Here is a 12,869-nt window from a genome sequence, read left to right as displayed (position 1 = left end):
TCGAATCAATGCCGCACATTTTGATCGTCGAAGACGAAACCATCATCCGCTCCGCCTTGCGCCGCCTGCTGGAACGCAACCAGTACCAGGTCAGCGAAGCCGGTTCAGTGCAGGAAGCACAAGAACGCTTCAGCATTCCCACTTTCGACCTGATCGTCAGCGACCTGCGACTTCCGGGCGCACCGGGCACCGAGCTGATCAAGCTCGGCCAGGGCACCCCGGTGCTGATCATGACCAGCTACGCCAGCCTGCGCTCGGCCGTGGACTCGATGAAGATGGGCGCGGTCGACTACATCGCCAAGCCCTTCGACCACGACGAGATGCTCCAGGCCGTGGCCAGGATCCTGCGTGACCGCCAGGCCGCCCCCGCCGCCGGCGAAGCCGTCGCGGGCAAGTCCGCCAACGGCAGCGGCAAGGCCGCCGTCGATGCGGGCAACGGCGAGATCGGCATCATCGGCTCCTGTCCGCCGATGCAGGATCTGTACGGCAAGATCCGCAAGGTCGCGCCGACCGACTCCAATGTGCTGATCCAGGGCGAGTCCGGCACCGGCAAGGAACTGGTGGCCCGGGCCCTGCACAACCTGTCCAGGCGCGCCAAGGCACCGATGATCTCGGTGAACTGCGCCGCCATCCCGGAAAGCCTGATCGAGTCCGAACTGTTCGGCCACGAGAAAGGCGCGTTCACCGGCGCCAGCGCCGGCCGCGCCGGCCTGGTGGAAGCGGCGGACGGCGGCACGCTGTTCCTCGACGAGATCGGCGAACTGCCGCTGGAGGCCCAGGCCCGCCTGCTGCGCGTGCTGCAGGAAGGCGAAATCCGCCGGGTCGGTTCGGTGCAGTCGCAAAAGGTCGATGTGCGCCTGATCGCCGCGACCCACCGGGACCTCAAGAACCTGGCGAAGATCGGCCAGTTCCGTGAAGACCTGTACTACCGCCTGCACGTGATCGCCCTGAAGCTGCCGGCCCTGCGCGAGCGCGGCGCCGACGTCAACGAAATCGCCAACGCATTCCTCGCCCGCCAGAGCGCCCGGATCAACCGCACCGACCTGAAATTCGCCGCGGACGCCGAACAGGCGATCCGTCACTACTCCTGGCCGGGCAACGTGCGGGAGCTGGAGAACGCGGTGGAACGCGCGGTGATCCTGAGCGAGAGCCCGGAAATCTCCGCCGACCTTTTGGGCATCGACATCGAGCTGGGGGACCTGGAGGAGGACGAATTCATCGGCCTGCCGGCGCAAGCGGCCGCCAGCGCACCCACCAACAGCCACGAGCCGACCGAAGACCTGTCGCTGGAGGACTACTTCCAGCACTTCGTCCTCGAGCATCAGGACCACATGACCGAGACCGAACTGGCGCGCAAGCTGGGCGTCAGCCGCAAGTGCCTGTGGGAACGCCGTCAGCGCCTGGGCATTCCGCGGCGCAAGACCGGGGCCACCAGCGAGAGCTGAACGTTACCTGTCGAGCGTGCGGGTAACCGTTGAAAGGCTGAGAAAACTGTTACCTCAGCCATTTCACGTAACAGAAGCCGGGGTTATCGGTAACGAAACCCCGGCTTTTTTTCGCCCTCAAAAACCTGCCAGACCGTCCCAACCCCTTGTTTTACTGGGGTTTGCAAAAGTTGGCACGGCACCTGCTATATGTTTGGTACAAGAACAATAACAAGCAATGCATAAGACAATAAAAATAAGACGAATCGACTCACGCACAATAAAAACAAGACGGCGAGAGGCGCAGCTAACTGATTCTTTTGGAGAGGCGTTGTATTTGGGATTCGTCCCACGACCAGGCCGAGAACAACAAAAACTGTCTTGAGACAGAGCCTGTACTGGTTGGATCGCAAGATCACTGCAACTCAGCGACCAAAGCAATCCGTTTGCTCTTGGCTCCCGAATGGGAGGGTCATGAAGGGAAAACCTCATGACGAGGGCGCTCAACAAAAACAAGAAGCCCGAATCAAAAATAAAAAGAGCACGCAACTACTTCTTGGGGAGCTTCGGCTCCCCTTGTAGTTTCTGTCACCTTGACGTCCGCCCTGGCGATCCCCCTCCAGAAATTGCGGCTCCGAACGCCCTAGACGGCGGCCTGCAGCTCAAATCCGCTGCGTCCTACACCATTCGCCGACTAAATGCTAGAATCCCCGCCCATCATGCGGCCATTCCCCGGTAAGGCCGAACATTCCTTCAAACAGTGCATCCCATGCTGAAGAAGCTGTTCCAGTCATTTCGAACGCCCCTGCGTCGTACGCAACAACACATCCGCAGCACGCCTGAAGTCCTCAACAGCGGCCAGCACTCGCTGCAGAAGGCGCAATTCAGCCGTTATGCGGTCAACATCGTCGAACGTCTGCAGAGCGCCGGCTACCAGGCCTACCTGGTCGGCGGCTGCGTGCGCGACATGCTGCTGGGCATCACGCCCAAGGACTTCGACGTGGCCACCAGCGCCACCCCTGAGCAGGTCCGGGCCGAATTCCGCAATGCGCGGATCATCGGCCGCCGCTTCAAGCTGGTGCATATCCATTTCGGCCGCGAGATCATCGAGGTCGCGACCTTCCGCGCCAACCACCCGCAAAACGAAGACGACGAAGACAGCAACCAGTCCTCGCGCAACGAAAGCGGGCGCATCCTGCGCGACAACGTCTACGGCACCCTGGAGGAGGACGCGCAACGCCGCGACTTCACCATCAACGCCCTGTACTACGATCCGGTCAGCGAGCGCATCCTCGACTACGCCAACGGCGTGCACGATATCCGCAACCACCTGATCCGCCTGATCGGCGACCCGGTGCAGCGCTACCAGGAAGACCCGGTGCGGATGCTGCGGGCCGTGCGCTTCGCCGCCAAGCTCAATTTCGGCATCGAGAAGCACACCGTCCAGCCGATCCGCGACCTGGCGCCGATGCTGCGCGAGATCCCGTCGGCCCGCCTGTTCGAGGAAGTGCTCAAGCTGTTCCTCTCCGGCCACGGTGCGATCACCTATGAAATGCTGGTCGACCTGCAATTGTTCGAACCGCTGTTCCCGGCCAGCGCCGACGCGCTGGAGCACAACCCGGAATACACCCACACGCTGATCAGCGAAGCCCTGACCAACACCGACCTGCGGATCAAGCAGAACAAACCGGTGACCCCGGCATTCCTGTTCGCCGCCCTGTTGTGGCCCGCCCTGCCGGCCCGCGTGCTGCGTCTTCAGGAACGGGGCATGCCGCCGATTCCGGCGATGCAGGAAGCGGCCCACGAACTGATCGCCGAACAGTGCCAGCGCATAGCCATTCCGAAGCGTTTCACGATGCCGATACGCGAGATCTGGGACATGCAGGAACGCCTGCCGCGGCGCAGCGGCAAACGCGCCGACCTGCTGCTGGACAACCCGCGTTTTCGCGCCGGCTACGACTTCCTGCTGCTGCGCGAAAGCGCCGGCGAGCAGACCGACGGCCTGGGCGAGTGGTGGACCGATTACCAGGACGCCAACGACAGCGGGCGCCGGGACATGATCCGCGAACTCAGCGGCAAGGACGACGGCACCGGCGGCGCACCGCGCAAGCGCCGGCGCAGCAACGCCAAGCGCAAGAGCGCAGCGGGCGAATAAGGCATGGAACGCATCTACATCGGCATGGGCAGCAACCTGGCTGACCCGGCCGAGCAATTGCGCAGCGCGGTCGACGCGCTGGCGCACCTGCCCGCCACCGACCTGGCCGGCGTTTCGGCGTTCTACCAGAGCGATTCGCTGCTGCCGGGCCAACCGCGCTACACCAACGCGGTCGCGGCGCTGGACAGCTCGCTCTCCCCGCTGGAACTGCTCGACGCCCTGCAAGCCATCGAAAACGATCAGGGCCGCGAACGCCTGGAACGTTGGGGCCCGCGCACGCTGGACCTGGACATCCTGCTGTTCGGCGACCGACTGATCGACGAGCCCCGCCTCAAGGTGCCGCACTACCACATGCAGGAACGCGCGTTCGTCCTGTACCCCCTGGCGGAGCTGGCGCCGCAGGACTTGCGCCTGGCCGACGGCCGCACCCTGGCCGCGCTGCTGGCGGCCTGCCCGTTCATCGGCCTCGAACGCCTCTGACGGATTCCCCTGCCTCAGCCCGGGGCTGCCTGGGCTGACGTCACCGCCAGCAGGTTGGCTCCCACAGGGATCACTGCCGACGCCCCCGCCGCTCCCCGCAACTGCCTTTTTTGTAGGACAAAAATTCGGCAACCCAGACCCGCCGCAGCGCTGAATCGCATCAGTAACGCCGGTAACACTCCCGTCGTAACAATGCGGTAACACACGTAATTGACTTCCTGGGTTCTCATCACGACTATAGGCGTCCCGCTGCCGCCAACCCGGCGCACAAGGGCGCAATCCAGGCCTTATAAGCACGACAAAAGAGCGTGCGCCTGAATAGATGACGAATCACGCGCGTTACCCGCAGCAGTTTCCAATGCGCCTGAACGAGGATTTCTTACATGCCAGCCATCACCCTGACCACGCTCCAGAGCCTCAAGCAGAAAGGTGAAAAGATCACCATGCTGACCTGCTATGACGCGACCTTCGCCCACGCCTGCAACGAGGCCGGTGTCGAAGTGCTGCTGGTGGGCGATTCCCTCGGCATGGTCTTGCAGGGCCACGACAGCACCCTGCCGGTGACCACTGCGGAAATGGCCTACCACGTCGCCAGCGTCAAGCGCGGCAACACCGACGCCCTGATCCTCGCGGACCTGCCGTTCATGGCCAACGCCACCCTGGAACAGACCATGACCAACAGCGCGATGCTGATGCAGGCCGGCGCGCACATGGTCAAGGTCGAGGGCGCCCTGTGGCTCGCGGAGTCGATCCGCCTGCTGGCCGAGCGCGGCGTTCCGGTGTGCGCGCACATGGGCCTGACCCCGCAGGCCGTGAACATCCTCGGCGGCTACAAGGTGCAGGGCCGCAACGAGAACCAGGCGCGGCAGATGCGCGCCGACGCCATCTCGCTGGAGCAGGCCGGCGCGGCCATGCTGCTGCTCGAATGCGTGCCGAGCGAACTGGCCGCCGAAATCAGCCAGGCGGTGAAGATCCCGGTGATCGGCATCGGCGCCGGCAGCGCCACCGACGGCCAGGTGCTGGTGCTGCACGACATGCTTGGCCTGTCGATCAGCGGCCGCGTGCCGAAGTTCGTGAAGAACTTCATGCACGGCCAGGACAGCATCCAGAACGCCCTGAAGGCCTACGTCACTGAAGTCAAAGCCGCCACGTTCCCTGGCGTCGAACACGGATTCTCCGCATGAACACCGTCAAAACCGTACGTGAACTGCGCGCCGCCGTGGCCCGCGCCCGCAGCGAAGGCAAGCGCATCGGCTTCGTGCCGACCATGGGCAACCTGCACAGCGGCCACATCGCGCTGATCACCAAGGCCACCCAGCGCGTGGACTTCGTGGTCGCGAGCATTTTCGTCAACCCGCTGCAGTTCGGCGCCGGCGAAGACCTCGACAAGTACCCGCGCACCCTGGCGGCAGACCAGGAAAAACTGCTGGAAGCCGGCTGCGACCTGCTGTTCGCCCCGACCGTCGAGGAAATGTACCCCGACGGCATGGCCGGACAGACCCGGGTCAGCGTCCCGCAATTGTCCGAAGGCCTGTGCGGCGCCAGCCGTCCGGGGCATTTCGAAGGCGTGGCGACGGTGGTCAGCAAGCTGTTCAACATGGTGCAGCCGGACCTGGCGATCTTCGGCCAGAAGGACTTCCAGCAACTGGCGGTGATCCGCGCGCTGGTGCATGACCTGAACATGCCGATCCAGATCATCGGCGAGCCGACCGTGCGGGCCGCCGACGGCCTGGCGCTGTCCTCGCGCAACGGCTTCCTCAGCGAAGAGCAGCGCGCCGTGGCGCCGGTGGTCTACCGCACCCTGAGCACCATCGCCGAGTCGATCAAGCAAGGCGAGCGCGATTTCCCGGCCCTGATCCAGGTACAGCTCAAGCAACTGGAAGCGGCGGGCCTGCGTCCGGACTACCTGGAGATCCGCCACGCCCTGACCCTGCGCCCGGCCACGGCAGACGACCGCGACCTGGTGATCCTGGTGGCCGCGTTCCTCGGCACCACCCGCTTGATCGACAACCTGCACCTGAACCTCGACACCCCGGCCTGAGCGCCGTCATCCTTTGTGGGAGCGGGCTTGCCCGCGATGGCCATCCGTCCGCCATCGCGAGCAGGCCCGCTCCCACATTGTTTTGCGGCGACCGAAAATCCTGCATCCGCCCACGCCCCCTGTGGGAACCAGCCTGCTGGCGATGGCATCGGCGAAGACGCACCGAGAGCCAGCCGCTTGCGCATCGCCCATGCCCTGTGCGCAGCCATATTGCCGCCCTCCCCCCCTTCGGGCACACTGCCTGCCGTTCGATTCCGACCAGGGGAACCCCTCATGCACGCCATCATGCTCAAGGCCAAGCTGCACCGCGCCGAAGTCACCCACGCGGTACTCGATTACGAAGGTTCCTGCGCCATCGACGGCGAATGGCTGGACCTGTCCGGCATCCGTGAGTACGAGCAGATCCAGATCTACAACGTCGACAACGGCGAACGCTTCACCACCTACGCGATCCGCGGCGAAGAAGGTTCGCGGATGATCTCGGTCAACGGCGCAGCGGCGCACAAGGCCAAGGTCGGCGACCGCGTGATCATTTGCGCCTACGCCCACTACAGCGAAGCCGAACTTGCGAATTTCAAGCCGCGCATGCTCTACATGGCGCCGGGCAACGAATTGAGCCACACCAGCAACGCCATCCCGGTGCAGGTCGCCTGAGCAGGCCGCGCCCGCCCTTCCGTTCGTCGGCCGTTTCCTGGACAGATGTTAAAAAAGTACAGGAAACGGGTCAGACAAAGTCAAGACAGATCGCAGCGCGGGGTTTACTGTATTGGCCCTGCGCCCTGAAACCGTGTCAACGCAGCTGACCCCATGCCCTGACCGGGCCTGGCGGTTCGATCCGTGTACCAAAGGCCGTTCAAGTAAAAAGGAAAACCGCAGCGATGGCGTACTACCGCACTCCTCATGACGTTACCGCTCTGCCTGCCTGGCAAGCGTTGAAAGACCACCGCCAAGCCATGCAGGATTTCAGCATGCGCGAAGCCTTCAACGCCGACCCGCAGCGCTTCAACCAATTCACCCTGAGCAGCTGCGGACTGTTTCTCGACTATTCGAAGAACCTGATCAACGCCCAGACCCGCGACCTGCTGGTGGGACTGGCCAACGAGGTCGACCTCAAGGGCGCGATCAAATCGCTGTTCGACGGCGAAATCGTCAATGCTTCCGAAGGCCGCCCTGCCCTGCACACCGCCCTGCGCCGCCCGGTGGGCGACAAGCTGTCGGTCAACGGCGTCAATGTGATGCCGGACGTGCACAAGGTGCTGAACCAGATGACCGATCTGGTGGGCCGCATCCACGACGGCCTGTGGCGCGGCTACACCGAGAAGCCGATCACCGACGTCGTGAACATCGGCATCGGCGGCTCGTTCCTCGGCCCTGAGCTGGTGTCCGAGGCCCTGCTGTCCTACGCCCAGAAAGGCGTGCGTTGCCACTACCTGGCGAACATCGACGGCAGCGAGTTCCACGGCCTGACCCAGAAGCTGCGGGCCGAAACCACGCTGTTCATCGTGTCGTCGAAATCCTTCAACACCCTCGAAACCCTGAAGAACGCCCAGGCCGCCCGCGCCTGGTACCTGGCCCAGGGCGGTTCGGAAGCCGAACTGCACCGCCACTTCATCGCCGTTTCGAGCAACAACGCGGCGGCCGTGGCGTTCGGCATCCGCGAAGAGAACATCTTCCCGATGTGGGACTGGGTCGGCGGCCGCTACTCGCTGTGGTCGGCCATCGGCCTGCCGATCGCCCTGGCCATCGGCATGTCCAACTTCAAGGAACTGCTGTCCGGCGCCTACACCATGGACCAGCATTTCCAGAGCGCGCCGTTCGAACAGAACATGCCGGTGCTGCTGGCCCTGCTCGGCGTGTGGTACGGCAACTTCTGGGGTGCGCAGAGCCACGCGATCCTGCCGTACGACCACTACCTGCGCAACATCACCAAGCACCTGCAGCAACTGGACATGGAGTCCAACGGCAAGCGCGTGCGCCAGGACGGCACAGCGGTGTCCACCGACACCGGCCCCGTGATCTGGGGCGGCGTCGGCTGCAACGGCCAGCATGCCTATCACCAGCTGCTGCACCAGGGCACCCAACTGATCCCGGCCGACTTCATCGTGCCGGTCGTCAGCTTCAACCCGGTGTCCGACCATCACCAGTGGCTGTACGCCAACTGCCTGTCCCAGAGCCAGGCCCTGATGCTCGGCAAGACCCTGGCCGAAGCCGAGGCCGAACTGCGCGACAAAGGCATGAGCGAAGAGCAGGTGCACAAGCTCGCCGCCCACAAGGTGATCCCGGGCAACCGCCCGAGCAACACCCTGGTGGTCGAACGCATCAGCCCGCGCCGCCTCGGCGCCCTGGTGGCGATGTACGAACACAAGGTGTTCGTGCAGAGCGTGGTTTGGGGCATCAACGCCTTCGACCAGTGGGGCGTGGAACTGGGCAAGGAACTGGGCAAGGGCGTCTACAACCGCCTGGTCGGCAGCGAAGAGAGCGCCGCCGAGGATCCGTCCACCCAAGGCCTGATCAGCTACTTCCGCGGCCGTCACCGCGGCTGATCCGGCGCATCGCCCGCAGAGCCTGTCCATCACGGACTCTGCGGGCAACGACAATCCCCTGTGGGAGCGAGCCTGCTCGCGATGACAACGGAACATTCAACTTTGATGTTGGCTGATCCGATCCCATCGCGAGCAGGCTCGCTCCCACAGTCGTTTTGGTCATGGCTTGAACCTCTCGGGCACTCGGCGCATCTTTATTCTTGTCGCACAACAAGAATAAGGAACCGTCATGTTCGATATCAGCACGTTCCCCAAAGCCGATGCCGTCCGCCGGGCCGCACAGTTGAGTCAGGACGACTACCAGCGCCTGTACCACGAATCCATTGAACACCCCAGCACCTTCTGGGCCGAACAGGCCAAGCGCTTCCTGGACTGGAGCACCCCGTGGCAGACCGTCCAGCGCTATGACCTGAAGACCGGCGAAGCCACCTGGTTCGCCGGGGCGAAGCTGAACGTCAGCCACAACTGCATCGACCGCCACCTGGAACGGCGCGGCGAGCAGACCGCCCTGCTCTGGGAAGGCGACGACCCCGCCGAATCGGCGCAGATCACCTACCGCAAGCTCCATCACCACGTCTGCCGGCTGGCCAACGTGCTGAAAAGCCGCGGCGTGAAGAAAGGCGACCGGGTGTGCATCTACATGCCGATGATCCCCGAAGCGACCTACGCCATGTTGGCCTGCGCGCGGATCGGCGCGATCCATTCGGTGGTGTTCGGCGGCTTCTCCCCGGACTCCCTGCGTGACCGCATCCTCGACGCCGACTGCCGCACGGTGATCACCGCCGACGAAGGCGTGCGCGGCGGCAAGTTCGTGCCGCTCAAGCACAACGTCGACAAGGCCCTGCAAAGCTGCCCGGACGTCAGCACCGTGGTGGTGGTCGAGCGCACCCAGGGCAAGGTGGACTGGACCTTAGGCCGCGACCTGTGGTATCACCAGGCGGTGCGCGAGGTCAGCGACGACTGCCCGCCGGAACCGATGGACGCCGAAGACCCGCTGTTCATCCTCTATACCTCCGGCAGCACCGGCAAACCCAAAGGTGTGCTGCACACCACCGGCGGCTATCTGCTGCAGGCGGCGATGACCTTCAAGTACGTGCTCGACTACCGCGACGGCGAAGTGTTCTGGTGCACCGCCGACGTCGGCTGGGTGACCGGCCACAGCTACATCGTCTACGGCCCGCTGGCCAACGGCGCCACCACCCTGATCTTCGAAGGCGTGCCGAGCTACCCGACCACCTCGCGGTTCTGGCAGGTGATCGACAAGCACCACGTCAACATCTTCTACACCGCGCCGACCGCCCTGCGCGCCCTGATGCGCGAAGGGGCCGGCCCGCTGCAGGAAACTTCGCGGCAAAGCCTCAGACTGCTCGGCAGCGTCGGTGAGCCGATCAACCCGGAAGCGTGGGAATGGTATTTCAACGTGGTCGGCGAGCAGCGCTGCCCCATCGTCGACACCTGGTGGCAGACCGAGACCGGCGGCATCATGCTCAGCCCCTTGGTCAGCGCCCAGCTGATCAAGCCAGGCTGCGCCACCCGGCCGATGTTCGGCGTGCAGCCCGTGCTGCTCGATGAGCACGGCAAGGAAATCAAGGGCGCCGGCAGCGGCGTGCTGGCGATCAAGTCGAGCTGGCCGGCGCAGATCCGCAGCGTCTACGGCGACCCGCAGCGGATGGTCGACACCTATTTCAAACCCTACCCCGGCTACTACTTCACCGGCGACGGCGCCCGCCGCGACGAGGACGGCGACTACTGGATCACCGGCCGCATCGACGACGTGATCAACGTATCCGGCCACCGCATCGGCACCGCCGAAGTGGAGAGCGCCCTGGTGCTGCACGACAGCATCGCCGAGGCGGCGGTGGTCGGTTATCCCCACGACGTCAAAGGCCAAGGCATCTACGCCTTCGTCACGCCCATGAACGGCACCGAGGCCGGCGACGAACTGAAGAAAGAACTGCTGGCCCACGTCAGCAAGGAAATCGGCAGCTTCGCCAAGCCGGACCTGATCCAGTGGGCGCCGGCCTTGCCGAAAACCCGCTCAGGCAAGATCATGCGCAGGATCCTGCGCAAGATCGCCTGCAACGAGCTCGACAGCCTCGGGGACACCTCCACCCTGGCCGACCCGAGCGTGGTGCAGGGCCTGATCGACAAGCGCCTCAACCGGTAGCGGCGCCGGCGCGGTCGTCCGGCCGCGCCGTCCCTGCCCTGAAGCCATCCGTCGAGCCCCCATGGAATTCATCCGCCACCGCATCGAAAGCCAGCTCATGAGCCTGACCGGGCTGTCCCTCGGCCAGCTCGACCTGGAAAACCCCAAGGGCGATCCCGGCCTGTTCGGCCCCGACTCGATCAGCTGGCAAGTGCACGGCGACTTCAGCAGCATGCTGATCGGCGGCATCGCCGCGCTGCTGCTGCAGGCCTTGCACCCGCTGGCGCTGGCCGGGGTGTGGGACCACTCGAACTTTCGCCAGGACATGCTCGGACGGCTGCGCCGCACCAGCCAGTTCGTCTCGGGCACCACGTTCGGCTCGCGCAAGGACGCCGACTGGCTGATCGAAAAGGTGCGCACCATTCACCTGCAAGTGGTCGGCACCGCTCCGGACGGCCGCCCCTATGCGGCCAGCGACCCGGATCTGCTGACCTGGGTGCATGTGGCGGAGGTCAGCAATTTCCTCGCCGCCCACCTGCGCTACCGCAATCCGCATTTGTCCCTGGCGGACCAGGATCGCTACTACGCTGAGATCGCCGTGATCGCCGAACGGCTCGGCGCCCGGGACGTGCCCCGTTCGCGCGCGGCGGTGGCCGATTACCTGCAGCGCATGCGCCCGCAGCTGCTGTGCGACGGGCGCAGCCGGGAAGTCCTGCGACTGTTGCTCGACGCACCGGCCCCCAGCCTGCTGGCCCGACCCTTCGGCGACCTGATGATGAAGGCCGGCATCGACCTGCTGCCGGACTGGGCCAGCGACATGTTCGGCGTGCGCCAGAACCCGCTGCGCCGCCAGCTGATCCGCGCCAGCGTCAACCGCAGCGCGCCGATGCTGCGCTGGGCCATGCGCAACGGCTCGGTGCAGCGCGCCCAGCGGCGGATGGGGCTGCTGCCCTGATCCCTCGCCACAGACGCCGACAATGCTAAACTCCCGCGCCCCCATTCCCTCCAGCAAGGCGCCCGCATGTCTTCCTTGAACCAGGCGCTGCGCGCCGCCCTCGACAAACGCCAGGATCTGCTCGCCGAACTGCACGGCCAGGGCACCGACTGCTACCGCCTGTTCCACGGCAGCCAGGAAGGCGCGGGCGGCCTGACCGTCGACCGCTACGGCCCGCAACTGATGGTGCAAAGCTTCCACCAGACCCTGGAACGCGATGCCTTGCTGCACCTGCACGAGACCGTCAACCAGACCCTGGGCCTGGAAACCCTGCTGGTCTACAACGACCGCTCCCGGGGCAACTCGCGGATCGACCGCACCGACCCCGTCTACCGGGCCGACGAGGCGGCGCTGGCGGATCTGGTCGGCCACGAGTGGGGCCTGAACTACCGCGTGCGCGGGCGCCACGCCGGGCAGGATCCGCTGCTGTTCCTCGACCTGCGCAACACCCGGGGCTGGGTCAAGGATCACGCCAAGGGCAAAAGCGTGCTCAACCTGTTCGCCTACACCTGCGGGGTCGGCCTCAGTGCCGCCGCCGGCGGTGCGCGCGAGGTGTGCAACCTGGACTTCGCCGAGGGCAACCTGGCGGTCGGCCGCGAGAACGGCCAGCTCAATCCGCAACTGCCGGCCATGCAATTCATCCAGTCCGACTACTTCCCGGCGATCCGCCAACTGGCCGGGCTGCCGATCACCCAGCGGCGCGGGCAAAAGCTGCCGAGCTATCCGCGCCTGGAACAGCGCCAGTACGATCTGGTGCTGCTCGATCCGCCGGCCTGGGCCAAGAGCGCGTTCGGCACCGTCGACCTGCTGCGCGACTATCAGAGCCTGCTCAAGCCGGCCCTGCTGGCCACCGCCGAAGACGGCGTGCTGATCTGCTGCAACAACCTGGCGAAAATCAGCATGGACGACTGGCGCGAACAGGTGCTGCGCTGCGCGGAAAAGGCCGGGCGGCCGTTGCGCGAATGGACGGTGATGACACCGGGCCGGGACTTCCCTTCCATGGACGGACAACCGCCGCTGAAGACCCTGATCCTCCAGCTGTGAAGTCTGCTTGGGAAATTTCCCACAGAAAAATCTGAACAATCC

General features: G+C 64.9%; 10 protein-coding genes. All 10 read left to right on the top strand.

Features of this window, described 5'->3' with window-relative positions; all coding sequences use genetic code 11:
* Positions 1-8: 8 nt before the first annotated feature.
* On the top strand, positions 9-1,445 hold the full coding sequence (locus CAG31_RS19765) for a sigma-54 dependent transcriptional regulator (protein ID WP_085584267.1): 1,437 nt from the start codon (positions 9-11) through the stop codon (positions 1,443-1,445).
* Positions 1,446-2,193: 748 nt separating this feature from the next.
* Positions 2,194-3,579, top strand: a complete 1,386-nt coding sequence (locus CAG31_RS19755; protein ID WP_085584263.1) for a polynucleotide adenylyltransferase PcnB — start codon at positions 2,194-2,196, stop codon at positions 3,577-3,579.
* 3 nt (positions 3,580-3,582) lie between these two features.
* Positions 3,583-4,059 carry a 2-amino-4-hydroxy-6-hydroxymethyldihydropteridine diphosphokinase gene (gene folK / locus CAG31_RS19750; RefSeq protein WP_085584261.1) on the top strand — a complete coding sequence of 159 codons (477 nt, stop codon included), beginning with the start codon at positions 3,583-3,585 and terminating at the stop codon, positions 4,057-4,059.
* A gap of 383 nt (positions 4,060-4,442) precedes the next feature.
* Positions 4,443-5,243 carry a 3-methyl-2-oxobutanoate hydroxymethyltransferase gene (gene panB, locus CAG31_RS19745; protein WP_085584259.1) on the top strand — a complete coding sequence of 267 codons (801 nt, stop codon included), beginning with the start codon at positions 4,443-4,445 and terminating at the stop codon, positions 5,241-5,243.
* Positions 5,240-6,100 (top strand): pantoate--beta-alanine ligase, encoded by an 861-nt coding sequence (panC, locus tag CAG31_RS19740; protein ID WP_085584257.1) that lies wholly within the window; start codon positions 5,240-5,242, stop codon positions 6,098-6,100. The genes panB and panC overlap by 4 nt, the downstream gene beginning before the upstream one ends.
* Positions 6,101-6,373: 273 nt before the next feature.
* Positions 6,374-6,754 carry an aspartate 1-decarboxylase gene (gene panD, locus CAG31_RS19735; RefSeq protein WP_047229851.1) on the top strand — a complete coding sequence of 127 codons (381 nt, stop codon included), beginning with the start codon at positions 6,374-6,376 and terminating at the stop codon, positions 6,752-6,754.
* A 224-nt stretch (positions 6,755-6,978) separates the two neighbouring features.
* On the top strand, positions 6,979-8,643 hold the full coding sequence (pgi, locus tag CAG31_RS19730; RefSeq protein ID WP_085584255.1) for a glucose-6-phosphate isomerase: 1,665 nt from the start codon (positions 6,979-6,981) through the stop codon (positions 8,641-8,643).
* Between the two features lie 229 nt (positions 8,644-8,872).
* Positions 8,873-10,810 carry an acetate--CoA ligase gene (gene acs, locus CAG31_RS19725; RefSeq protein ID WP_085584253.1) on the top strand — a complete coding sequence of 646 codons (1,938 nt, stop codon included), beginning with the start codon at positions 8,873-8,875 and terminating at the stop codon, positions 10,808-10,810.
* 61 nt (positions 10,811-10,871) lie between these two features.
* Positions 10,872-11,744: an oxygenase MpaB family protein gene (locus CAG31_RS19720; protein ID WP_085584251.1), complete on the top strand. Its 873-nt coding sequence runs from the start codon at positions 10,872-10,874 to the stop codon at positions 11,742-11,744.
* 66 nt (positions 11,745-11,810) lie between these two features.
* Positions 11,811-12,827, top strand: coding sequence for a class I SAM-dependent rRNA methyltransferase (locus CAG31_RS19715; RefSeq protein WP_085584249.1), 1,017 nt, complete (start codon positions 11,811-11,813; stop codon positions 12,825-12,827).
* Positions 12,828-12,869 lie beyond the last annotated feature (42 nt).

This window comes from Pseudomonas sp. R25(2017), assembly GCF_002112565.1.
GTDB lineage: Bacteria > Pseudomonadota > Gammaproteobacteria > Pseudomonadales > Pseudomonadaceae > Aquipseudomonas > Aquipseudomonas ekonensis.
Note: the sequence above shows the minus strand (reverse complement) of the source record. Positions and strands in the feature narration are given on the sequence as shown.

Excerpts from the sequence above, each read along its gene's own strand:
- CAG31_RS19765 (WP_085584267.1), top strand. The coding sequence starts at position 9 with ATGCCGCACATTTTGATCGTCGAAGACGAAACCATCATCCGCTCCGCC.
- CAG31_RS19755 (WP_085584263.1), top strand. The coding sequence starts at position 2,194 with ATGCTGAAGAAGCTGTTCCAGTCATTTCGAACGCCCCTGCGTCGTACG.
- folK (WP_085584261.1), top strand. The coding sequence starts at position 3,583 with ATGGAACGCATCTACATCGGCATGGGCAGCAACCTGGCTGACCCGGCC.
- panB (WP_085584259.1), top strand. The coding sequence starts at position 4,443 with ATGCCAGCCATCACCCTGACCACGCTCCAGAGCCTCAAGCAGAAAGGT.
- panC (WP_085584257.1), top strand. The coding sequence starts at position 5,240 with ATGAACACCGTCAAAACCGTACGTGAACTGCGCGCCGCCGTGGCCCGC.
- panD (WP_047229851.1), top strand. The coding sequence starts at position 6,374 with ATGCACGCCATCATGCTCAAGGCCAAGCTGCACCGCGCCGAAGTCACC.
- pgi (WP_085584255.1), top strand. The coding sequence starts at position 6,979 with ATGGCGTACTACCGCACTCCTCATGACGTTACCGCTCTGCCTGCCTGG.
- acs (WP_085584253.1), top strand. The coding sequence starts at position 8,873 with ATGTTCGATATCAGCACGTTCCCCAAAGCCGATGCCGTCCGCCGGGCC.
- CAG31_RS19720 (WP_085584251.1), top strand. The coding sequence starts at position 10,872 with ATGGAATTCATCCGCCACCGCATCGAAAGCCAGCTCATGAGCCTGACC.
- CAG31_RS19715 (WP_085584249.1), top strand. The coding sequence starts at position 11,811 with ATGTCTTCCTTGAACCAGGCGCTGCGCGCCGCCCTCGACAAACGCCAG.